Consider the following 22,974-nt stretch of genomic DNA (forward strand, 5'->3'; position numbering starts at 1 on the left):
CGGCTTTTTTTTATTTCGCGCACGCGACCGTTATTGCGCTCGCGCGACCGACTGACCGCTCGCCAAATTCGGCGACCACTCCCGCCAACCTTTCGGCTCCACATCCAGTAAATTAAATTTCGCTCCGGGCGCCGCGATTTTTCCGGCGGGCTCGGGTGTCGCCATTTGCACGCCGCCCTTCATGAGCGACTCCATGGACGAGATCTGCACGCTCGCCCCCAGAAGCCCCACGTCGGCTTGCACCGCCCGCTTGAACCAGAACTGCGTGTTCTCGCGTACGAGCCGCGCGTAAGTCTTCGGCACGCGAATCCGCGCTTCGACGAAGCGGGCCTGCTCGTCCAACCGCACGCTGATCACCTGACCGATCTTGAGGCCGCGGTAAATCACCGGATCGCCGTCCCCGATGGACTCCATGTACTTCGAGCGCAGCGTGAACAGAAATCCCGAAGCGAACGGCGACGCCGTGATCTGACGGCCCGTGAACTTCTGCGCGAGCGGCGCGTCCTTCGGCCCCGGCGTGAGGTCGATGTAAACGCCTTTGAAAAGCGTATCGAGGCCGCTGATCCCGCCCAACCCCACTTGCGGTTCGATCACCTGAAAGCTCGTTCCTTCCACCACTAGGTTGTGCGCGGACCTTTGCATCCTTGCGCGCACGACGACCTGACGCTGGTCGCCCGAGAGCTCCACTTCCTCGACGCGGCCGACGTTGATGCCGCGGTATTTGATCATGGTTTTTTGCGCTTCGATGTTCGCGGCGTCGGGGAAACGAATCTCCACGAGCGCGCCCCGCTCCCGCCAGTAATCCAAAGCCAGCCACGCGGTCAGGATCAGCGCGAAGACCGGGAATAACCAGACCGCGACGCTCAAACGGAACTTCCATCTCGAGAATTTAAACATGCCCCCTCCAAATCAAACGCGTGTGAAACGTGGCGCTCGCGAGCATCGTGAAGATCACGACCATCGCGAACAAAAGCGCGCCCGGACCGGGCTCCACGTTCGTCCACGGACCGAGTTTCATGATCGCGACCAGCACCGCGAGCAGATAAATATCGAGCATCGACCAGCGCCCCAGCGCCTCGACCCAACGGTACATGCGGGTCTTCCACAGACGCTCGCGCTCGGAATGCGAACGCAACGCCAAAACGAACAGCACCGCGAGCTTCAACAGCGGCACGACGATCGACGCGACCACCACGACGAGCGCAATGAACCACGAGCCGCCGTCCGCGAGCTGCACCACGCCCTGCCAGATCGTCGCGCTGTTCTTCACGCCGTAAAGCTCCATGCTCATGAATGGCAGCAGGTTTGCGGGCAGGTACAGAAAAAGCGCCGTCAGCGAAAACGCCAGGCTCATGGACAGGGATTTGTTCTTCAGTCCGATGAAGTCATGCCCGCAGCGGTCGCAGCGCGCTTTTTCGCAGCGATTGGCGAGATCCGGATCGCGCACCGGAACTTGGTGGCCGCAGGCTTCGCAAAGCCAGTGGTGAGTCGCAGGATTGGTCAAAACGCCGGTCGAATCCATCACCCGAGCTTCAAAGCAAAGACGCCGCCCGTTTCCGGAAGCGGCGTCTAGGGAATTTTTCCTGAAGTTTAGGGAGAAACGACTGCTACTGGCAGTCCGGCAGGAAGTAGATGAAGTTCTCGACGAGCGACAGGTGAACCCCCAGCTCCACCCGGTCCGCTTGCGCGCTGGAGGCCGGCGTTCGCGATTCGGGCGAGATGCGCGCCAGACGTTGCCAGTCGGGTTCGCGCAGCTGCGAGCGGCGCTCGTACTTCACCGAACTGCCCGTCGCGCTCGCCCACGGCCATTCGGCGCGGGCGTCGCGTTTGAAATCCACCAAACCCACGCGGTAGATCGATTCGGGGCCCTTGTCGTGACTGACGAAAAGTCCCAGACCGTTCGTCGACCACGCACGCTCAGTGCCGAAGTAAATGCCGTGCATGTCACTCGGCCGCGAGAGCAGGCGGATCACCTGCACGCGGATGAGGGGGCCGTAGTGCTTCGCCACCACGTCGTGCAGATATTTGGTCTGCTCGGTGGGCGTGAGTTTTTCGTAGGTTGTGGGATTTCCGGCCAGCGCCTCCGCGTACGCCCAGTCCTTCACCTGGCGGTCTCCGTACAGGCTGTTCTCGTACGGAAGCAGTGCCCAGCCCTTATCCTTCAACTTCTGCACTTCAATATCGTGAAGGGCGTCGAAGATCCCGCGCGCGCTCAGCGAGTTACGCTGCGTGATCCACGCATTCTTGTTCGAAGTGGAGTCCACCACCAGCAGGCACTGGGGAACGCTCTTGTCGGGCTCATGATTCCAACCGGTGAAGGGCTTCTTCCAGCTGGGCAGCTCACCTTGAATCACGGGATTCGCGAAGAGATCGCCGTCACGTTCGAGCGCACGGTAGGCTTTCGCATCGGTTTCGTTCGTGGGACGGGTCACGCAGCCCGCAAGCGGAAGCAGCAAAAAGAGCGCAAGGCTCGCTTTCGTGATGTTCATCCGAACCTCCTATTCGGGAATGACCAAACGGCGACCGACCGAGAGCTCGCTCGCGGAACGCAGACCGTTTTGGGTTTGGATCGCTTTCATCGACACATTGTACTTCCGCGCGATGCGGAACAGATTGTCGCCGCGACGGACGACATGCGTCCGCGCCTGACGATCCGGCGAAGCCGCCTTGCGGGCGGAGTTGGGGGTGCGGTCGGCTGAGACGCGGTCGGCGGAGACGCGAGCCTCACGCGCCAATCGACCGGTCGCCGAAGGATTCATCGCGCGTCCGACGACGGGTTGGGACTTCGCTTCGACCGCGACGGTCGCGGCCTGCTGGCCTTTGTTGATCGACGAATCCGGGCCTTGATCGCCCGCCTCTTCGTCGGCGTTCGCCGGCGCCGGTTGCTGCGCGCTCGCATCGGGAGTCGCGTCACCATCGGGCGATTCGGGAAGGCGATCGTCTTTCGGCACCAAGATGCGCGCGCCGACCTTCAAGACGCGACCGCGTTTGATCTTATTCATTTTGCGCAGCTCGCTCACGCTGGAGTCATACTCTTGCGCGATGGAGTACAGCGAGTCACCCGGTTGCACGACGTAGTAGACGCCCTTTTCGGTGACGATCTCGGTTTTGGAGCTCGCGGGCTCTTGCGCAATCTGCTCGGGACTTTCGGGTGAGGTCTCACCCGCGGGGATATCCCCGTCGGAAGGCATCGCGGTCTGCGCGACCAAACCTGAAACCGAGGCCGACGCCGAGAGCGACGCGGGCGTTTCGGCCGCCGTCGTCTTTTCGGTCGCGATCCGCGCGCCGTCGACGGACGTCGGCGCGGGAGTCGCGGCCGCTACGGGCGAGGTATTGGCGGCAACTGGAGCCGACGGCGCGGCGGGCGTCGCATCGCGCTTGGCGACGATGGTGCGCACGTCGGGCGTCTTGCGACGCGAACGATCCGGAACCTGGATGCGTTGACCGATCCGCAGTTTGCGACGACCGCCGAGGTCGTTGACCTCGCGGATCCAGCCAACGGTGGTTTTGTACTTCTTCGCGATGGTGTACAAGCTGTCGCCGCGACGGACGCGGTGGGTTTTCGTTTCGCCCGCGTCGGCGATGAACTCCACGCGATCGACGATGGATTCGCGCGCGGCGGCCAAAGCCAACTGCTGCTGCCCCAGCGGGATCCGCAGCTCCAGCACGCCGTTCGTTTTCGTGGGCGCGATCTCGCCGCGGAACTTGGGGTTGATCTGTTTGAAATCTTCGTAGTCGATGCCCATCTTCTGCGACATCACGCGCAGGTTAACGGGATTGTCGATGCGGACGAGTTCGAACTCGACGGGCTTTTCCCAGTCGATGTCGGTGAAGCCGTACTTCGCCGGATCGTTACCGATCAATTTCGCCGCGATGTACTTGGGCACGTAGTTCATCGTCTCTTTCGGCAGACGACGTTTACGCACGAGCTCCCAGAAATCGCGGGTCTTGTGTTTCGTGATCTCGCGCATGACGCGGTTTTCACCGACGTTGTAGCTCGCCATCGCGAGATACCAGCTGCCGAAGATCGAATACAAGCCCTTGTAGTACTCCGCCGCCGCTTGCGTCGACAGCACGGGATCGCGACGTTCATCGACGAGCGCGTTGATCTCCATCCCGTAACGTTTGCCGGTGCCGCGGATGAACTGCCAGTAACCGACGGCCGCCGCGTGGCTGGTCGCCTTTTGGTTGAAGCCCGACTCGATGAGGGCGATGTAGATCAAGTCTTCGGGCAGACCGTTTTCGCGCAAGATACGTTTCATCAGCGTCGAGTAACGCGAGCTGCGCGACAGATAGCGCTCCATGTGCGGACGACCACGTCCCTGGAAGTAGCGGATCCACTGTTCGACCTTGGGGTTGATCTCGACGGGGATTTCATCGAGTTCCTCGTCCGCGACGCGCGCGGGTTCGGGATCGCTCATGCGGAAGCTTTCGACCTCGCGCAAGCTGGAGCCGGACTCGGGTTGACTGAGACCCGGCGCGGGAGCACCGCCGCCCGACTTCGCGGTCGTCGCGCAACCACTCAAAAACAAGGAGGCGCCCAGCATAAGGATCAATGCGCGAGCGAAGGGCGACTTCGTCATGAAATTCGTATTCAAAATAGATTCTCCTGTTTCCAAATTCTAACCAAAAAAACGGGCCGTCTCTACCCCCACCGCTCACGGCGTGGTCGGGCCCACCAAATCTCCCCACAAAACGCCGGTCAGCTGGATTTTCTGCTGATCCAAGGTCTTGTAGAGGAGGCTGTTGCGTAAAATTGCCTTCACGTAAAAACTGGTCTCGGACCAGGGCAGCTCGTCGAACCAGACCTCGGTCAGAGGTTCGGAGCTCGGGGTCTTCAGCTGCTCTTTCAGGTCGGGGCGCGCTTCCAGGAAGGTCTCCATCCGGCGCGGGCCGGCGTTGTACGCGGCGAGCCCCAGCGGCACCGAACCCGAGAAGTAACGGATCATGCGCGACAGATAAGCCGAACCCATCTGCACGTTCACGCCGGTGCGGAAGCCGTCCTCGGGAAGCACGAGCGGTCCGAGCTTCAACTGATCGGCCATCTCGCGCGCCGTGGGCGGAATCAGCTGCATGAGTCCCAACGCGTTCGAACGACTGACCGCGCGGGGATTGAACGCGCTCTCTTGACGGATCAGCGAGCGGACGAGCACGGGATTCAGTCCCCGCCCCTTCGCGGCCGCATTGATCTCGTCCTCGTAGATCTTCGGCATCCCGAGCTGCAGTACGTCCACGGAGCGCAGTTCTTGCGAGATGTCGCTGATCTCGATCACGAGTTTGATCACTTTCGGATAAGCTTCGGCGCGCGCGTACTCTTGCGCCCACAGAACCTTGAGTACGGGATCTTCCGGCGTCGGCAGCTCGTCCGTTTCGGCCAGCGCCTCCGCGCCCCAACCGTGCGCGCGCAGAACGAGTAAGCGATCCCAAGATTCTTTCTGACGCGGGCTCAGATGGATCGAGCCCTTCAGCCCCTTCAGCTTGTCGCTCGCGAACGGCCACAGAAACTGATTGTTCTGGGTTTCCGCCTTCAGACGGATGCCGTAGTAGCTCGACGGGAATCGGTCCGTCAGGATTTTGATTTCGTCGTTCGCGCGCGAATTGCCCAATTGCTGCAACGACCGGATCAACCAGTAGCGCGCGCTCAGGTGATATTTTTCTTCGTTCGTCGAGCGCAGCAGTTTTTCCAAACGCGCCACCGCGCTCGCGTAGTCTTGATTGCGGATCAGCGTGAGCGCCCACTGAAACTCGGCGTCGCGCGCAAGCTCCGAGCCCCCGTGACGCTCGAAAAAGAGCGCGTAATACTTCTCGGCTTTTTTGTATTGCCCCGTCAGCTGGGCGGAACGCGCCGCCGACATCAGGATCTGATCACCCGACTTGGTTTTGTCGAAACGGTCGATGATGGCTTCGGACAGCTGCAGGCTTCCCGCATAGTCCCCGCGCCGGAAAAGGATCGGCGCCCACTCGGCCAAACGTTCGGGATCGGCGTCATCCATCACGCCCGCCGCCCGCTGCAGCAGCTGACGCCAGCGCTCGCGATTTGAACCCTCGAAGGAACGGTTCAGCAAAGTCTGGTGAATGTCCACGCAGTTCTGCGCGGCCCACTTCGCTTGCAATCCGTTCGGCAGCTCTTTCAAGTACGCGAGGGAATCCTCGAGCTGCTGGAGCTGATCGTTTTTTTCTTTCGAAGCTTTGAAGCGCGCCGCGAAGCGGGTCTCAAGATCGCTGTAAGTTTCGGGGCCCGCTGCGGGCGTGGGACTCGCGGTGGGTTCGACGCGGTTTAAGGCGAGCCGCACGGTTTTCAGTTTTTCGAGGGTCGCGGGCTGGTCGGCGAACTTCAGGGCCTGCTGGTAGGCGGTTTCGGCACCCGCCAGGTCGTGGCGCAGTTGCGACATCTCGCCGAGCAGCGCCCACGCACGCCCTTGGTCGGCGGACTCACGCGGGCGTAGATCGTTCATCACCTGCTTCAGATGATCGTCACCGAGTTTGAGGTTGCCGCGCATGAAATTTTCCAGAAGCCATAACCGCGATTGGATTTGGCCGGTCCGCAAATCCTCGCTCCAGGGGCCGGGGCGTTTTTCATTCAAGCGATCATAGGCCCGCAGCGCCGCCGGCAGGTGGGTGATTTTACGCTCGTCGCGGTCCGCCTTGTCGGCGCACTTCAGCCAGGTCCGCAGCACCCAACCACGAATGACGGCTTGGGATTCGTAAAGACCCGCGCCCAGGCGCGCGCACTCGGCGGCCTTACCTTCGTTTTCGAATTGCTTCATTTTGCGCAGGTTCGCGTTCGATGACTTCGGCAGCGGCGCCGGCAGTTTGATTTCGATCATTTGCGCCGAGGCCACGCCCGACGTCCCCAGCACTACGAGCGCTAACGGTAACGCGCGCTTTTGTAGAGCACCCAGTTTCCGGACACCGCGATTTGTAACCACTTCGAACCTCCGTCGCCGTCTCCCCCCGGAGTCGCGGTTCCGGCCCACTCTCGCTCCAAAGGCCCCCACAGCAAATACTGGGACTTGAGCTCATGAAAGGGACCTTCGCGCAGCACGGGATCCGACGGATCCCGCATCCACGCTTTCAAAAAATCTTCCAGACCTGAAATCGGAAGACCCTGCGACCAAAGGTGACCCATGTATCCTGCCACAATCGGTTGCCCCGTGGCCAAAACAGGATGATGAGGACTCGGAGCGACAAGGATTTTTTCGTCCACGGGAAGCTCACGCAAAAGCAGCGCAACGGCCTGCTGGTCCTCGACGGTCCAGAGGGCATGTTTCCCCATTCGCGGGCCCATCCCGCCACTCAACTGCGCAATCCCGGGCAGATGCAGAAGGAACAGCAGCAAAACCGTAACGGTGCGCGGAAGAACGCGCGTCAAAACGCGACCCGTGACCACCGAAAGTCCTAAGTACACCCATAAAAGAATTTTCGTTTGATCCCAATTCCACGGCGCGAGCATGACGTGGGAAAAAACCAGCCCCAAAGCGATCCAGACGACGAAGCTGCGCGCCTCGGCGCCGCGCGCGAAAATCTTTTGTCCGCGAAACTCCAGTTGCGTCGCCAGCGCGAGCGCCAAAAAGATCACCACGAAGGGCCAAGGTCCGAAGTTGATTCCCCACGCGTACGCCCACGGGAGCTTTTCGCTCATCCAGTTCAGCACCAACCGGACCGACGCGTTCGCATTGCCGAAGCTCAGGGACATCGCGATGAAACCCAGCGGAATCCACGCCCACGTCAAACTTTGGCGCACAATGGATTTCCAATCCCGACGTAAAGGACTGAGCAGCGAAGTCGCCACACCGAAGATCGTCAGAATGACGAAGGTGTGCAGATGGAAAAACGGCAAAAAAGCCCAGATCGCGAAAATGAAACGCCATTTTTCCGGCGTCGCGAGCCACGGGTTTTTCTGCATTTCGGTCAGGAACCTGAGCCAGAAAATTCCCGCCGGCAGCGCGAACCAAAATCCCCGCTGCGTCGTCAAGATCGACAAGAACAGATTTTTCCACGCGACCTGATCGCCGGGACCCCACAGCTCTTGCCATTGATGCAGCGGCAGCCACCAGCCCCCGCCGCTCGCGAAAAAGGCGACGACCGCCCACAGCCCCGCCCACTTCCAAAGCTGCTGGAAGACGGCGACGATGCTGAGCAGAAGCGGCAGCGCCAGCGCGGTTTCGATCGGCAAGCCGTGGCGGTGAAGAAGCGCGGACAGATAGTTCACGCCGAAGGCGTAACGCAGGCGATCCAGCCCGTAGATATGATTGCCCGGCCAAAAATCCGGCGCCCGCGAAAGGTATTCGACCATGTGCCAGTGAAACGGCAGATCTCCGTTCAAATTCAAATTGCGAATCCAGATCTCGCCCTGACTTTCGTAGACGTAAAACAGCGCGTGGCTGAGCGCCGCGAGTCCGATCACCCCCGCCAGCAGAAAATCCCAGCGCGGTGAGGCCTGCGCGAAATCGGGACTGATCTCGCGGTCCATGTCGTAAAATGCCGACGAGGCCAGCACGCCGCAGCTCCACCAAAGACCGAGCGCAAGTAAGAGCAGCCACGGCCAGCTCCACGCGCCGAAGATCCACTCGCCGACCAGCGAAGCCCCCGTGAAAAGCGGGATGAAAAGAAAAATGCGGCCCCAGAAGCGATCCGAAAAAAGGAACATCAGCGCTCCCCTTCCTGAACCGGGACCGTCGTCGTCGTCGGCACGGAGCTCGGCGGCTGCAAACCCGCGATCAACGCGCGGCTCACGAAATACAGACTGGCCTCGCGGCCCTCACGGATGGGGAACTTCATGATCTCGTAATCGGATTCAGGGTACTTCGCGCGCGCGAGCGCCTCGTCTTTTTCGTCGGCGACGATCAGCAACGCGGGACCGAACTCGGATTTTTCAAGCGATGTGAAGTTCTGCGTGCGGAAACGCCCCAACCACCAAGCGAGCGGCCAAGGCTCCCCGCCCGCCAGCATGATCTTCTCGTGATAGAGCGCGGGGTTTTTCTCGGCGGCGCCGGTCAGCTGATCGACCAGGACTTTCAATCGTTGGTCGGTCTGCACGTAAACGTAGTCGTGATCCGGATCGGTGGGATTCACGAAGTTGAGTTTTCGCGTTTCCTCCCACTGGTACGGAAGGGCGATCAGCGCCGCGATTCCGAACACCACACGGAACGGATTCGAGAACCGGATCCAGCGCGTTTCGGTTTTGATGAGGCCATAAGCAAAGACCATCGGTCCCCACACGGCCAGAAAACACCAAGGCGTTTTGTAGGGGATCAACGAGTAGATCAAGACGTTGATCAGCGCGCCCAATCCCAAAAACCGCGCGACGGGCGAAAGACGGCTCCAGAAAAATCCGAAGGACGTCGCCGCCGACAGGAACAGGAAGAGTAGCGGCTTTTCGTATTTCCACAACATCACGAACCAGTACGTGAAGGGTTTGTCGTGACCGCCCGAATGCACGCCGGTCTTGAACCACGGCAGGTAGGTGATGACCAGATCCTTCAGGCCCGAAGGTTTCGCCCCGAACCCGGTGTACATCGCGACGATGATCACGACCGAAAAGCCGATGTGCAAAAGCAGATCCGGGGGCAGCGTCGCTTGCAACCGCAGACGGTAGATGCGACCTTCGGCTTTGGGCGCCCGCAAGAGCCGCCACAACCAAGAGTCTTTCTGCGCCAAGCCCGTGATGATCGCCGAAAGCACGAGCGCGAGCGCCAGCACCGCCCAGGTTTCCTTCAGCAAGATCGCGCCCGCCAATCCCCACACCAGCGAGCGCCAACCGCGGCCCTGCTGGTAGTGCAGGATTTCCGTCAGTCCCCCCAACGCGAGCGTCAGGAAAAACAGAAACGGCATCTCGTGAATCGCCGAGCGTGAATAGAAAAGAAATCCGGGACTGATCGCGACGACGAACAGAAACCACTTCGAGTTCCACTGGTAGCGCGTCCAGAAACGCCAGAGATAGATCAGCCAAAAACACGAAAACGCCACGGTCACGCCGCGCAAAGTTTCGATGCCGAAGCCGTTCAGCAGCTCCCCCAGCTGGAACAGGTAGAACTGAAGGGGTCCATGGTAATTCGTGGGATCGTAGTTGTACCAGCCCGTGCGCCAAAGCTGGGTCACGAACCAACCGTTGATGGACTCGTCGTGATGCACGGCCTTCAGGGCCAAGTCCTGAAAACGGAGCACGCACAGCACGAGTAGAACCAGAAAAAGCATCAGAGAGCCCATCCCAAAACCAGATGGGGGTTGAACAGGCCGGAAAGAGCCTTGATCAAGGCGCGTCCGGCGACGGACTGGCCAAAGCCAATTCGAGCCGGATGCAACGCCGGGCAAGGCTCTTTCCGGCCTGCCCTGCGGGTCGAATGGAAAAAGGCCAGCTGACGGCGTCGCTCCTCCGCGCCATAGCTTAGGCTATGACTTGTCGTCGCTCCTTGCATCTCGCCTTTTTCCATTCGATTCAACCCCCAGCTGGTTTTGGGATGGGCTCTCCGAATGCTCATCACAAAGCGCCGAGATTTCAAGAGATTGACTCCCCTGACACTCCGGGTGATTTTGCCCTTTCGTGGACGCCATGAAACTCTCGATGATTGTGCCTATTTTTCAGGAGGAATCCCGCCTCCCCGACGGACTTTCGGATTTGCAAAGCTTCCTGGCGCGACTGCCTTTGGCGCTCGAGCTGATCCTGGTCTGCGAGCCCGGCGAGGGCGCGAGCGTCCGCGCGGACGTGGGCGCGGTCGCCGCCGCCGCGAAGAGCCCGCGTCGCCTGTCCTTGGACGAAACCTCCAGTGAGAGCACCCCGGCGGCGACGCCGGGAGTCAGCACGATTGCCGTCAAAGTGCTGGAAAATGCGCGCCGGCTCGGGCGGGGCCCCAGCGTGCAGCGCGGACTCGACGAGGCCAGCGGAGATCTGCTGATCGTCCTCAGCGCCGATATGAACATTCCCCTGGCGGAAAGTTTCGCGGCCGTTCAAGAGTACTTACGCGCGCCCGAGGACACCGGCTTCGTGCTGGGGAATCGCCGGTCTTTGAAACGTCCACGCCACGGTGAACGTTCAGCTCTGAAGAAGATCTTCGACGATATCGAACACGAAAAGGCGCAGGGGCTCGACGTCCCGGATCCGACCTCGCCCTTCTGGGCCATCACCCGTGAACTTTGGCAAAAGGTCTCGCCGCAGATGAAATTTCGGCGCTGGTACTATACGCCGCAGCTCGTGCGCTACTTACGTGAAATGCGCGCGCCGATCAAAAGTTTGGACATCAACTCCCACGACGATCCATCCACGCGCTTCAAGTGGTGGCACTCGATTCTGTCATAGACCGCGGTTTTTCGCGCACTTGAGTTTAGGCCGCACGCTTCAGTGAAGACTTGCGCTTCGGGGAGCGGTGGCGGCGTTCGGATTCTTCTTCGCGCGGGTCCTTACGTGAAGTGATCGCACGGATCTCTTCCTCGTCCCCGCGGTAGTGCTCCAGAACGACTTCCGCCAGCTGTTTTCCGGTCACCCGCTCTTGGTGCATCAGCTGATCGACGACGGCATCCAACAGCGCCCGCTGTTCGGAGAAGACTTTGCGGACGCGCACCATCGCGGCCTCCAGAAGTTTTTCCACCGCGGTGTCATCAGTTTTTTTGTGCGTCGTCGTGTTGAAGGGCACGCCTTGGCTCTCAAAAGAAGCCGACAGATGCGTTCCCAATCCGCATTGCATGACCATCGAGCCCGCCAGATCCGTCGCCTTCTGCAGATCCGAGCTGGCCCCCAATGAAATGCCGCGTGTTCCGAAGTAAAGCTCTTCGGCCGCGTAGCCCGCCAGCATGATGGACAGAAGATTTTCGGCCGTTTCACGAGTCATGAACTCGACCGGACGGAATTCAACCCGCGGCCCCCCGCGATGCCAGGCCATCGAACCCGTCAGCACCTTGATCGGCAGTCGGCCCTGCAGCACGATGCCCGCCACCGCATGCCCCGCCTCGTGGACGCAGATCGCTTCGTTCATCGCGGGACTGATATCGATTTCCGGAAGACGGTCTTCGCGCAACCGCAGCTCCGCGGCGTGCAGGGATTTTCCGCCCGCGCGACACTCGAGCGTCTTCGTCGAGGGATCGAAAACGACCCGCAGCTCTTTGGCCGCCGCGGTCGAAGCCGCGATGACCCAGCTGGCCGTGCGGATTTCAAGATGTTCGGTGATCGTCGAAAGCACCGGACGCGCGCCCTGTGCGGGGACGACGCCCTCGTGCAAGATCAGCTGGGTCACGCTTTCGTCGAACGTCAGTTTCAGCTGGAAACTTTTGTCGAGCCATTTCGAAATCTCACCCAGGCGCAGACGGATCAGCGACTGGAACGCGGCTTTCGACAAGGACGGGAACACGATCTGCAGACTTCCCAAACGCGCGACCTGCTCCGGACGGAAACGGCGAAGCAAGGCCTGCTTCACGCGGTCCGGTCCGATTTTCGAGGTCTTCTCGTAAAGGTCCTCGGCATTCATGTCGTCGGGATTCAGCGCGAACGAGTCGCGGTAAACCTCGTCCAGATTTCCCGCCGTGAAGATCAGGCACTGGGTGTAGTCAAGCGGCTGCAGGTCTTTCACTCCCTGCTCCAGAAGCGACGTCGACCACTGCAAATACGTCAGCGGGTCGCGCACCGCGACCTCGCGCAGGTCCCGCGCCGAGACCTTGAGCTCCAGCAGGTTGATGATCATGTCGAGGGACGCCTCGTCGCCGAAGTAGTCCATCTCGCCGGGCAGTTGCTTCGCCACCGAACGCATTTCGGCCAAGTTGCGATTGATCGCCCACACATAACTCTCAAAGCTTTGATTTACGAGGCCCGAATCGATCAGCGTCCAGAAATCGCAAAGCTGGGGACGGTCGATGTCGTTCCCCATCTCGTCCACCGTGCGCACGCTGTGCATTTCGTCGAAGAACATGATCCCCGCCGAGCCCGACATGCGCATGATGGAGTTCGGAAACGGCGCCGCCGTGTCCATACGGATCGAGGACTTCTCGACCGCTTTACCGAGATCGACGTAACCGTAGTTCGAGCGCATCTCCAGAAGCTCCACCAAACGCAAAACGAAGCTCGACTTGCCCACGCCCGTCATACCCCAGAAGCTGATGACGGTCGGACGGCGCTGCGCTTGCGGCAGCACGAACCACGGACGCACCAATCCCATGATGTGATCGATCTGCGTGTCCAACCCCGCGAACTCGGTCTTGAGTTGCGCGGTGACCTTATCGATTGTTGCGCCCCGCGCGCGGATCTGCTCGATATCCGGAAGGCCCAGACCGCGCTTGGCTTTCGAGCTCGGACTGCGGAAGGCTTCGAGTTGCTGGATGATAGTGAGGTCGATGGAGTTCTGCATTCTCTCCGCATCGGGACATCGTCGGCATCCGTCAACGCGACAAAAGGGCGGGTCGTTTCATCGCGGGACGGAGATCGACGCTTTTGCGGACGCCCCCATCCACCACCGCCTAAGCCGTCTTTGGGCGAGACAGGACCTCGTACCCCTTCCGGTTCACGAGCACGTCTTCCTCGAAGCGCGCGCCGATGCCACGGTAGCGTCCGTAGTCGCGCGAGGCGCGTTCGTGGAAGTAAAGACCCGGCTCGATCGTCAAGGTCACGCCCTCCACCAGCTCGCGGTCCCCGTCTTGGGCGGACATCTTCGGATCGTGGACGTCAAGACCGATCCAGTGCGAGACCCGGTGCGGGAAAAGCTCTTTGAGCTCCGCTTGTTTGCGAACGATGCCCGCCGCTTTCAATCCCTCGTAAAGAACTTCTTCCGTACGGGTTTGCAGGGCGTTCATCGTCACGCCCGGCTTGACCATTTCGATCGCGGCCGTTTGCGCGCGCCGCACGATCTCGAAAACGCGTGCTTGCTCTTCGCTGGCCTCGCCGACGATCCAGGTGCTCGTGATGTCCGCGGCGTAACCTTCGAATTTGCCGCCGCCGTCCAGAAGCACCACGCCACCGCTGAGGAGCGTGCCGCGCGCATCGATGTAGTGAAGCGTGTTCGCGTGTTCGTTCGCGGCCGCGATCGTCGTGTACGCCGTCTCGCGACAGCCGTTCAGAAAAAGGGCGCGTTCGAATTCCACGCGCAGCTCCCACTCGCTCAAGCCTTCACGTAAAAGCGCGTGGGCCAGATCGTGCGCGTGACGCGAGATCCGGGCGGCTTCCCGCATCTGCGCGCGTTCGAACTCATCTTTCACCCAGCGCAGTTCGGCGAGCCGTCGCTTGACCGTCTCGTCCGCCCGCGGGATCTGAAGTTTGGCGAGATCGGTTTCGCTGATGTGGACGATGCTGTCGATACCGGTGCAGCGTGCCAGCTCGGCGCGGTCCGGCCCGGCGCCGTCGAAGGTGATCTCGCGCGGGCTGCGTTCGGGCAGGTAAAGGGTCTCGGCGTCTTGCGCCAGAACGAGGACCGCCTTCTCGCGCAGTCCGGTCAGGTAGAAAAGATTCGCGTCGAAGCCCTCCTGGAAAGAGCCCAGGGCCACCCCTTTCGCGTTTTTTTGAACCAGGTTTTGGGCCAACCGACGACGTCTCTGCTTTAGATCCGCGCGCATGGGGACCTCCTTGGGTTCCAGTTTACGCGCTTCGATCGGCGGTCTTGACGTCCGCTGTGGAAGTACCGAAAATAGGTACTATGGTTGATCATGGTACCGAAAATGTAATTAACGCCGTGAAAGAATCCCTCCGCGCGAAAGGCTGGACCTACCGGCATCTGGCCGACCGGCTGGGCCTTTCCGAGTCGGGACTGAAGAAATCCATGACCACCGGGGACCTGAGCCTGTCGCGGCTTTTCCGAATCTGCGAGATCTGCGAACTGAATCCCGCCGAGCTTCTGGCGGCGGCAGACGAACGCGGGATCGCCGCGGTGGAACTGTCCCGCGAGCAAGAGGAATTCTTGATGAAAAACCCGCGGGCGCTACGCCTTTACTGGCGTTTGAAAGTCGACGGCCTCACGCGCGCGGAATTTCAGAAACGTTACGGAGTCGCGCGCGAAGAAACCTCGCAGTGGCTCGCGAAACTCGAGCGCGTCGGTCTACTGAAGGTCAATCCCCGCGGCCAAATCGAATTCACGCACCGGGGCTCCATTCGCTGGAAAGCGGAAAGCCCGTTGGTCAAATACCTGAACGGCCTGTGGTCACGCCGCCTGATCGATCGCGCCATCGAAGGCTCGTCCACCCACGATTTCATCAATATCGCGGGGCTTCGCCTGACCGAGTCCCAACTCACCGAACTCCGCCAAGACCTGCTCACCACCTTCGAAAAGTACTCGCGCACCTCCGGCGGCCGTCCGGCCCCCGGCCACTCCGCCAAGTCCCTGGCCCTCCTGATCGCCTTCACCCCGTTCGACTTCGAGCTCTAGGGTACCACGTACCGCGTGCGGTAGATGGTACCGCACGCGGTACGTGGTACTTTCCGGAAGGTACCTGCTACCTTCTGGAAAGTAGCTGCTACCTTTTAGCGGGAGGCGATGATGGCGGCGAGGAGTGTGCGGGACTCGCGGACTTTTTTGGTGAGTTCCGGGGGGTTTTTGGCTGTGCGGAGGAGGTCTTCGGGCGCGAAGGCCAGGGTTTGGAAATGGGAGAGTTGTTGCAGGATTTGATCGCCGTGTTGGCGGCGCAAAGAGGGCGGGCCCAGCTCTAGCATTTTTTCGACTTCTTTGTGGGAGCCGCCTTGGCCCGAGATATCGCCCAGGATTTCGGCGAAGAGGTTGATCATCTCGACGCCGGCCGCGCGGTAATCGCCCGCGCCCGCGGAGGCTTCGGCTTTTTTCATGCGGCGGGCGAGGAGTTTCGTCAGATCTTTTTTCTGCTCGCGGCCCGTGAACACTTGGAAGGCGCGGACGCCCAGCGCGATGAAGCTGAAGGCGTAGAGCGCGAACAGCAGCGCCATCCGCACACCGACGTTCGCGAACAAACCCGCCCCGGCCTGGGACTCGATCATGGGTGGCGGCAGCGTCAGCTCTTTCGGTGCTTCCGGTTTTTTGTCCGAGATTCGCGCCGAAGGTAACGCATTCTTCCCCGAGCCGTTGTCGATGACCTTCAGCACCACGTTCTCGAGCGTGCGCGTATAGTACTGGTGCGTTTCGGGATTGAAGAGGCTGACCGAAATCGGCGGCACCGCCAGATCGCCCGCCTGGCGCGGAATCAGGATGAACTCGAACTCTTTGAAGCTCTGCCCGTTCTTGAAGAAACGCGACTCGCTCTTCACTTCCACCATCTCGAGGCTCGCCGGCCAATCGACCTGCGGCATCTCGATCAACTTCGCGTTCCCCGTGCCCTCGAAGCGGATCTTCAAGGTCATGGGCTGATTGAGCGTGACGATGTTGTTATCGAACTGCGCGTTCACATTGAAAAGCCCCACCGCCCCGGTGAAATCCGGCGGGCGCCCCTCGGTCGGGAGCGGCTTCACCGTGATCGGTACCCGGTCCGAGGCCTTCGTGAACGCATAGTCTTTGCCGAAACCGAAGGCCGAGGTCGGCACCTGCACGCGGCCCTTGATGCGATATTCGTCGATGATCGAGGTCCCCGCTTTGATCGGGAAGAGCGCATGCGAAGCCAGCAGCGCGCGACGGTAGACCTGACCGTTGATCACTTCCTGGCTGAACTGCAAAGCCGGAACTTCCTCGATGATCTCTTTCCAGAAGCCCTTCAGATCGGGGAACTTCGTGCGGTCCAAGGACAGAAGATTCCCGCGCACCAGAATGTACCAATTGGCGGTGACCTGCTCGCCCTCGTAGACTTCCTTTTTGTCCACTTCGGTCTGGATGAACAGAACCTCGTTGGGATTCGTGGGCAGATCGTTGTGCGCGGGCGGAGCCTGCAAGCGGCGATTCAAAAGCGCGCGGAAAAGCGCGTCCGGATCATCGAGCAGATCCTCGGGGCTGGGCATCTGCCCTTGACCGAAGGGCGATCCCCCACCCGGAGGAGGCGAAGACGGTGGCACCGCCTGATTCGCCACCGTCATGACGACGGGTTTGGTTTGGAAGAGCTTGCCGTTCACCCGTAACGAGAAGGGCGGGATCGTCAGACTTCCCGCCCGCAGCGCGATCATCATGAAGCTGTAATCCGTGCGCTGAGTGGTTTCGATCTTCCAGCCACTGGGACCGGCCCGCATGTTGGACGAGGTCGACGACGAGGTCCCCGTATTGGTCACGCGGATGCCGTCCAGATCGGGAATCGTGGGATCCTCGGCATTCACCGATTCATTCGAGATCACCGACACCGTGTACATGAACTCTTGCCCGACGCCGATCTGGCGACGATCGAGAGTTCCCTCGACGCGAATGTCCGGCTCGGCCCCGACCGCGACGCCGCCCCACAGAAGAAGCGCCGCGAGCAGAAGTTTACCAGTCTTTGCCACCGGGAGCCTCCTTCTGCTGTTGACGTTTGCCGAACTCGGCGCGGATGCGCTGCTCTTGTTGTTTCAGTTCACCGAGGATCTTGTTCACATCCGAAGGGGTCAGCTCTTCGCTGCGAAACTGGGGCTTCTGCGGCTTGTTGGGCGCGTATTGCTTCGGCGGTTGATCTTTTTCACCCTCGCCTTCGCCGTCTTTGGGATCTTGTTTCTGATCGCCCTCTTGATCCTGCTGCCCTTGACCGCCGCCGCCCCCTTGTTGAATCAAGAGTTCGATGTTGATCTTCGTCTCTAAAGACTGCGGCTCAATGTCGAGCGCGGCCTGGTAATGTTTCAAGGCGCCGTCGACGTCTTTGTTCTTCTGCGCCATGACGCCCAGGTTGTACTCGACGGCGAACTTTTCTTCGGGCGTCACGTGTGGCGACTTCAAAACCATGCCGTAAGAGGACTCGGCCTCGGGCCCGCGCTGCGAAACCTGAAAGCCAAGACCCAAGTTGTAGTGCAACTTTGCTTCCGACGGATTGTAGGAAAGCGCCGTCGTCCAACGGGAAAGCGCCAACCCCAAATCACCGCTTTCGAACGAGCTGACCGCCGCGCGGTTGTTCATGAAGGCCTGCACCGAGGCTTTCTCTTGCGCTTCGAGTTTCAAAGACTCCGGCAAAAGGAGCCAAACCAAACCGAGGACGAAAATCGTGGTCAATGCGGCCAGCAAAATTCTCATGATGCACTCACCTCGAAGCGGCCCTTCCAAAGACGGCCGACGGCGTGACGTTCCCCCAACAGCAGCTCGATCAAGGCCAACACCAAGGCGGCCCACAACAGGATCGTGAACTTCTCGTCGTACTGGGTGACGACGCGGGAATCGAATTCGGTTTTCTCGAGGCGATTGATGTCTTCCACCACCTCGTTGATGTGGCTGCCGCCGAAGCTCGAGTGATAGAACGAACCCTGCCCCGCTTGCGCGAGCGCGCGCAAAGCATCGCCCTTCACCTGACTGACGATATCTTGATTCGAGCCGGGAGTTTTCTTGTAGCCACGCAAAAAACCCAGCGAGTCGCGCTGCGGGATCACGCCGCCCGTCTCGGTTCCGTAAGCCAAAGCGAAGATGCGCACGCCTTCCGCGGTGAGTTTCTTCGCGGCTTCCAGCGCGCCTTGCTCGTGATCCTCACCGTCCGAGGCCACCAAGATCACCCGAGTCACGCGCGTCGTGGGATCATCCTGCTCGCCGCCACGCTTGAAAGCGGCGACGGCCTCTTCGATGGCGCGCGAAAAATTCGTCCCCTGCGCGCTGACCGACTGCGGGGACAAAGAATCCAGATACATCTTCAGCGCGTTCGGATCGGTCGTCAGCGGCGAGAGCAGGGCCGCCGAACCCGCGAACGCGATGACGCCGATCTTGTGACCCGGCAGACGCTCCACCATGCGCGACAACTCGATCTTCGCCTGAGTCAACCGATTGGGTTTCAAGTCCTCGGCCATCATGGATTCCGACACGTCGACGAGCAGCATGAGCTCCACGCCCGCCGACTTCACTTCGGCGGAACTTTGTCCCGCCTGGGGCCGCGCCAACGCGAAAACCATCAGCACCAGCACGAGCGTCATCAGGATGTTTTTCGTCAGCCGTTTGCGTTTGGAAACGCTGGAGGTCAGAAGCGGCGAGAGCTTCGCGCCGAAGGCCGATTGCAAACGTCGTGCGGCCAAACGCGCGGTCGCGATCACGATCACCCACAGAATCGGTAAAAGCCACAGCCACTGAAACGCATCGTGGTTTTCAAAGCGAAACATTACGGATTCCTCCGCAGCCAAGTTTGGCCCAAGATCCAACCCGCGCCGTAAAGCAGAATCGCCCAGGTCAGCCACTCTTGAAAGAGTTCTTCGTAGCGGGTGAATTTGTTCTCTTCGACTTTGGTTTTTTCCAGCGAATCGATGGCCGAGAACACGCCCCGCAGGGAGTCCTCACGAATCGCGCGGAAGTACTTACCGCCCGTCTCGGAGCCCATGCGGCTCAAAAGGTCGTCGTTCACGGTGCTCTCGAACGGCTGGTAGGTCTTGATCTGCCGTCCGGTGATGTCATTCGTATAAACCGGAATCTGCGTGGGGCCGTCTTTCCCCAAACCGATGGAGTAGACCTTGATGCCGTAACCCTTCGCGATCTCGAGGCCCGTTTCGGGATCGATGGTGCCCGAGTTGTTTTCACCGTCCGTCAGGAAAATCATGACCCGGCTTTTCGCCGTCGACTCACGCAAGCGGCCCGCCCCGTTCGCCATGGCCACCCCGATCGCGGTCCCGTCTTTGATGCGGGCTTGGCGCGCGGTCGTGATCTCGCCGATGCGGGAAAGCAGCAGCTCGTAATCCAGGGTCAGCGGCACCAGCGTGAAACTTTCCCCGGCGAAGATCACGATCCCGATGCGGTCCGAGGTCCGCGCCTTCACGAAGTTCGCGATGGTTTCTTTCGCGGCCTCGAGGCGATTCAACGGCTTCATATCCTCGATCAGCATCGAGTCCGAAACGTCCAGGACGATCATGATGTCGATCCCCTCGACGTTTCTTTTCGTCATCACCGAGGATTCCTGCGGACGGGCGAGCGCCACGATCATGAATCCGATGGCGACCGCCTTCAAAAGCATCGGCAGATGGACAAGACGTCCCCGCAGCGAAGGTTTCACGCCCTTCAGCGCGCGCACGGACGAAAAGTGCAGGCTCGCGATCTTGTCGCGACGACGCCACCACCAATACAGAAGAACCAGCGCCAGCACGAGCAGAAGCGAAAAGACCCACGGGCTCTGGAAGGCGAAAACCGGCTGACCCGAACTGATCATGCCTCCCTCGCCTTCAAGGTCTGCGCGAGGTCCACCCACTCGCGCACCAAACGTGAGATCTGCTCAAGATCGGCGCCACGCACGCGGGCCTCGTTGTCCAATGCACGATCCAGCTCACGCAAAACCTGCCCGAGCTTTTGCAGTGCCGCCGACTCCGGCCCCAAGACCGGCGCGAGCTCGGCCAGGGTCTTCGAGGTGGTCAAACGCTGGGCAGGGATCAAATAGGTGCGGGTCAGAAAAACGCGGAAGTGCGAATTCAACGCGCGCAAGATGTCCGCAAGGGGCGCGCCGTCGCTCGACGCTTTGGGATCCGTCAGAAAAAGGTACTGACGGGTCAGGGCGCGCAGCTCGCGGTAAAATTCGGGCGCGGGCGCCGACTGGTACGAGCGGTCAAGCACCTCGTTCAGAAGTTTCACCCGCCGACGTTTCCGAAAGACACCCGCGAGCAGCCCGGCCACGAGCACGCCCACCAGGATCGCGATGGCCGCCGCGAACATCCACGGGAAGAACGTCATCGGCCCCAGCGGGGGGTAGGGCTCTTTCATCGGCGCTTCCGGATTTTGCACCGAGGCCACTTGAAACTTGATGTTGTTCAGAACGACCGAGTTCTGCGCGTCGGTCAGCTGCACGGCTTTGAGTTCGTGGGGACCGACGACGTAGCTGATAACTTCCAGCTCCGCCGCGCCGGCGCCGGAGGGTTTGAAGGCGACGAGTTTCAGTTTGTGTTTGTCGGCCTCGTCCAAACGCAACTCGAGGGATTTTTCATCCATGGCGGGCCAGGCGCCTTCGCAATGAAGAACGAAGCGCGCGCCCACGGTCAGGCCGGGATTTTCTCCGTCTGCGGGCGGGGCATTCACTTGGCAGTTCACGTCCGCCATTTAGCCCTTCCGTCTTTCGAAGAACGAGATCAAGGGATCGACGTAACTGCCGCTGGCATCGACATCGACGCGATCGACCTGACTTTGACGAAGCATGCGGTCACGCACGTCTTGACGTTTCAGCTGATCCGCCTTGAACGCCGCACGAAATGCCGACGACGAGGTATCCACGGTCACGATCTCGCCCGTTTCCGAATCTTGGACTTCAAGCAGCCCCACGTCCGGAAGCTCACGCTCGGCCTTGTCGCCAACGACGATGGCGACCACATCGTGCTTACGCCCCAGAAGCCGCAGCCCTTGTTCGTAACCTTCGTCCTGAAAGTCGCTCATCAAAAAAACGAGCGAGCGTTTTTTCAGGATGCCCGCCAGATGCTGAACGGCCGCGTTCACGCGCGTTTTGCGGCTGCGGGGTTTGAAGTAGTACAGATCGCGCAAAATCCGCTGCACTTGACCCCGCCCTTTTTTAGGCGGGACGAAATGCTCGACGACATCCGAGAACAGAAGAAGTCCGACCTGATCCTTGTTCCGCGTCGCCGAAAACGCGAGCAGCGCCGCGAGGTGGGTCATCGCCTCGCCCTTCACCAGCTCATTGGAGCCAAACTCGGTCGAGGCGCTGACGTCGACCGCGAGGATGACGGTCATCTCGCGCTCTTCGTCGAATTTTTTGATGAAGGTCTTTCCCGTACGCGCGGTCAGCGTCCACGAGATCGTGCGGACGTCGTCGCCGGGCACGTACTCGCGAAAATCGGCGAAAGTCATCCCCTGGCCCTTAAAGACCGTGTGGTATTCGCCCGCGAAAACGTTGTTCACGAGTTTGCGGGTGCGAATCTCCAGCAGTTTGACTTTCTTGATGACCTCCGCCGGAACTGACACTCTACGGCACCTCGATGTGGCTCAGGATCTCTTTCACCATTTGATCGGACTTGATGCTTTCGGCTTCGGCTTCGTAAGTCAGGATCAAGCGGTGACGAAGGACGCCGTAGGCGATGGCCTTCACGTCTTCCGCCGTGACGTAACCGCGTCCGCGCAGGAACGCGTGCGCCTTCGACGCGCGGATCAGCGCGATGGAAGCCCGGGGCGAGCCGCCCACCGAAATCAGATTCGCGACATTCCCCAGACCGTAGTCGGCGGGCTTACGGGTCGCCATGACGATCTCGACGATGTAGTTCTTCACTTTTTGGTCGACGTAGATCTGATCCACGCGGTCCGAAGCGCGCAGGAGCTCTTCGCGCGAGATGATCGGCTGAATTTCGTGGCGCTCGTCGCGGCCCATGCGGTTCACGATCTCGAGCTCATCGGATTTCGTCGGATAGTCGACATGGATCTTGAACATGAAGCGGTCCATCTGCGCCTCGGGCAGCGGATAGGTTCCTTCTTGTTCCAGCGGGTTCTGCGTCGCGAGCACAAGGAACGGGCGCTCCAGTTTGTAGGACTCATCCCCGATGGTGACTTGTTTTTCCGCCATCGCTTCAAGCAGCGCCGACTGCACCTTCGCGGGCGCACGGTTGATTTCATCCGCCAGCACGATGTTGGTGAAGATCGGGCCCTTCTTCGGCGCGAATTCACCCGTCTTCGGATTGAAGATCATGGTTCCGATCAAATCCGTGGGCAGCAGATCCGGCGTGAACTGAATGCGCTGAAAATCCAGGCTGATCGCTTTGGAAATGGACGAGATCGTGAGCGTTTTCGCCAGACCCGGCACGCCCTCGAGCAGCACGTGACCACCGGTCAAGAGCCCCATCAAAATCCCCTCGAGCATCTCTTTTTGCCCGACGACAACTTTGCCGACTTCACTCATCATACGGTCGACGAACTGAGATTCTTGTTTTATCGCGGCGTTCAGCGCTAAGATGTCCACATCCATGCGGTCTCCTTGGGATCGAGCAAATGAATCAGAGAACTATGTTCTCTGATCCACGAGCATCAAGGGACTGTTAACGCGAGGCAC

18 protein-coding genes are annotated in these 22,974 nt (G+C 60.4%); 2 read left to right on the forward strand and 16 right to left on the reverse strand.

Annotated elements, in window-relative coordinates:
* Positions 1–30: 30 nt before the first annotated feature.
* From KF767_08590 to KF767_08620, 7 genes are all read right to left on the reverse strand, one after another.
* Positions 31–897 carry an MCE family protein gene (locus KF767_08590; protein ID MBX3017933.1) on the reverse strand — a complete coding sequence of 289 codons (867 nt, stop codon included), beginning with the start codon at positions 895–897 and terminating at the stop codon, positions 31–33.
* The gene (locus KF767_08595) at positions 890–1,375 is read right to left on the reverse strand and encodes a paraquat-inducible protein A (protein MBX3017934.1); all 486 of its coding nucleotides are present in this window, start codon (positions 1,373–1,375) and stop codon (positions 890–892) included. The genes KF767_08590 and KF767_08595 overlap by 8 nt, the downstream gene beginning before the upstream one ends.
* 232 nt (positions 1,376–1,607) lie before the next feature.
* Entirely contained in the window at positions 1,608–2,489 is an 882-nt protein-coding gene (locus KF767_08600; protein ID MBX3017935.1) for a hypothetical protein, read from the reverse strand.
* Positions 2,490–2,498: 9 nt separating this feature from the next.
* Positions 2,499–4,598, reverse strand: a complete 2,100-nt coding sequence (locus KF767_08605) for a LysM peptidoglycan-binding domain-containing protein (protein MBX3017936.1) — start codon at positions 4,596–4,598, stop codon at positions 2,499–2,501.
* 60 nt (positions 4,599–4,658) lie between these two features.
* A complete protein-coding gene (locus KF767_08610; GenBank protein ID MBX3017937.1) occupies positions 4,659–6,842 on the reverse strand; it encodes a transglycosylase SLT domain-containing protein in 2,184 nt (727 codons plus the stop codon).
* 26 nt (positions 6,843–6,868) lie between these two features.
* Entirely contained in the window at positions 6,869–8,650 is a 1,782-nt protein-coding gene (locus tag KF767_08615) for a hypothetical protein (GenBank protein ID MBX3017938.1), read from the reverse strand.
* A complete protein-coding gene (locus KF767_08620) occupies positions 8,650–10,197 on the reverse strand; it encodes a TIGR03663 family protein (GenBank protein MBX3017939.1) in 1,548 nt (515 codons plus the stop codon). Before KF767_08620 ends, KF767_08615 begins: the two co-directional genes overlap by 1 nt.
* Before the next feature lie 373 nt (positions 10,198–10,570).
* On the opposite strand from KF767_08620, the gene KF767_08625 reads away from it, so the two are divergent.
* Positions 10,571–11,296 (forward strand): glycosyltransferase, encoded by a 726-nt coding sequence (locus tag KF767_08625; protein MBX3017940.1) that lies wholly within the window; start codon positions 10,571–10,573, stop codon positions 11,294–11,296.
* A gap of 25 nt (positions 11,297–11,321) precedes the next feature.
* Here KF767_08625 and KF767_08630 read toward each other — a convergent pair whose 3' ends face one another.
* Together KF767_08630 and KF767_08635 are read right to left on the reverse strand one after the other, a co-directional pair.
* A complete protein-coding gene (locus KF767_08630) occupies positions 11,322–13,331 on the reverse strand; it encodes a hypothetical protein (GenBank protein ID MBX3017941.1) in 2,010 nt (669 codons plus the stop codon).
* Positions 13,332–13,440: 109 nt separating this feature from the next.
* Entirely contained in the window at positions 13,441–14,529 is a 1,089-nt protein-coding gene (locus KF767_08635; GenBank protein MBX3017942.1) for an aminopeptidase P N-terminal domain-containing protein, read from the reverse strand.
* Positions 14,530–14,645: 116 nt separating this feature from the next.
* On the opposite strand from KF767_08635, the gene KF767_08640 reads away from it, so the two are divergent.
* Complete coding sequence (locus tag KF767_08640; protein MBX3017943.1) at positions 14,646–15,335, forward strand: helix-turn-helix transcriptional regulator; 690 nt, start codon at positions 14,646–14,648, stop codon at positions 15,333–15,335.
* A gap of 95 nt (positions 15,336–15,430) precedes the next feature.
* Here KF767_08640 and KF767_08645 read toward each other — a convergent pair whose 3' ends face one another.
* From KF767_08645 to KF767_08675, 7 genes are read right to left on the reverse strand one after another with little or no spacing between them, the layout of a single operon-like run.
* Complete coding sequence (locus KF767_08645) at positions 15,431–17,335, reverse strand: protein BatD (GenBank protein ID MBX3017944.1); 1,905 nt, start codon at positions 17,333–17,335, stop codon at positions 15,431–15,433.
* On the reverse strand, positions 17,319–18,050 hold the full coding sequence (locus KF767_08650; protein MBX3017945.1) for a tetratricopeptide repeat protein: 732 nt from the start codon (positions 18,048–18,050) through the stop codon (positions 17,319–17,321). Before KF767_08650 ends, KF767_08645 begins: the two co-directional genes overlap by 17 nt.
* Positions 18,047–19,114 (reverse strand): VWA domain-containing protein, encoded by a 1,068-nt coding sequence (locus KF767_08655; GenBank protein ID MBX3017946.1) that lies wholly within the window; start codon positions 19,112–19,114, stop codon positions 18,047–18,049. The genes KF767_08650 and KF767_08655 overlap by 4 nt, the downstream gene beginning before the upstream one ends.
* The gene (locus tag KF767_08660) at positions 19,114–20,148 is read right to left on the reverse strand and encodes a VWA domain-containing protein (GenBank protein MBX3017947.1); all 1,035 of its coding nucleotides are present in this window, start codon (positions 20,146–20,148) and stop codon (positions 19,114–19,116) included. The genes KF767_08655 and KF767_08660 overlap by 1 nt, the downstream gene beginning before the upstream one ends.
* Positions 20,145–21,026 carry a hypothetical protein gene (locus KF767_08665; GenBank protein MBX3017948.1) on the reverse strand — a complete coding sequence of 294 codons (882 nt, stop codon included), beginning with the start codon at positions 21,024–21,026 and terminating at the stop codon, positions 20,145–20,147. The genes KF767_08660 and KF767_08665 overlap by 4 nt, the downstream gene beginning before the upstream one ends.
* Positions 21,027–21,899, reverse strand: coding sequence for a DUF58 domain-containing protein (locus tag KF767_08670; protein MBX3017949.1), 873 nt, complete (start codon positions 21,897–21,899; stop codon positions 21,027–21,029).
* A gap of 1 nt (position 21,900) precedes the next feature.
* Positions 21,901–22,890, reverse strand: coding sequence for a MoxR family ATPase (locus KF767_08675; GenBank protein MBX3017950.1), 990 nt, complete (start codon positions 22,888–22,890; stop codon positions 21,901–21,903).
* Between the last annotated feature and the right edge of the window lie 84 nt (positions 22,891–22,974).

It is taken from the genome of Pseudobdellovibrionaceae bacterium, assembly GCA_019637875.1.
Classification (GTDB): domain Bacteria; phylum Bdellovibrionota; class Bdellovibrionia; order Bdellovibrionales; family Bdellovibrionaceae; genus JAHBUW01.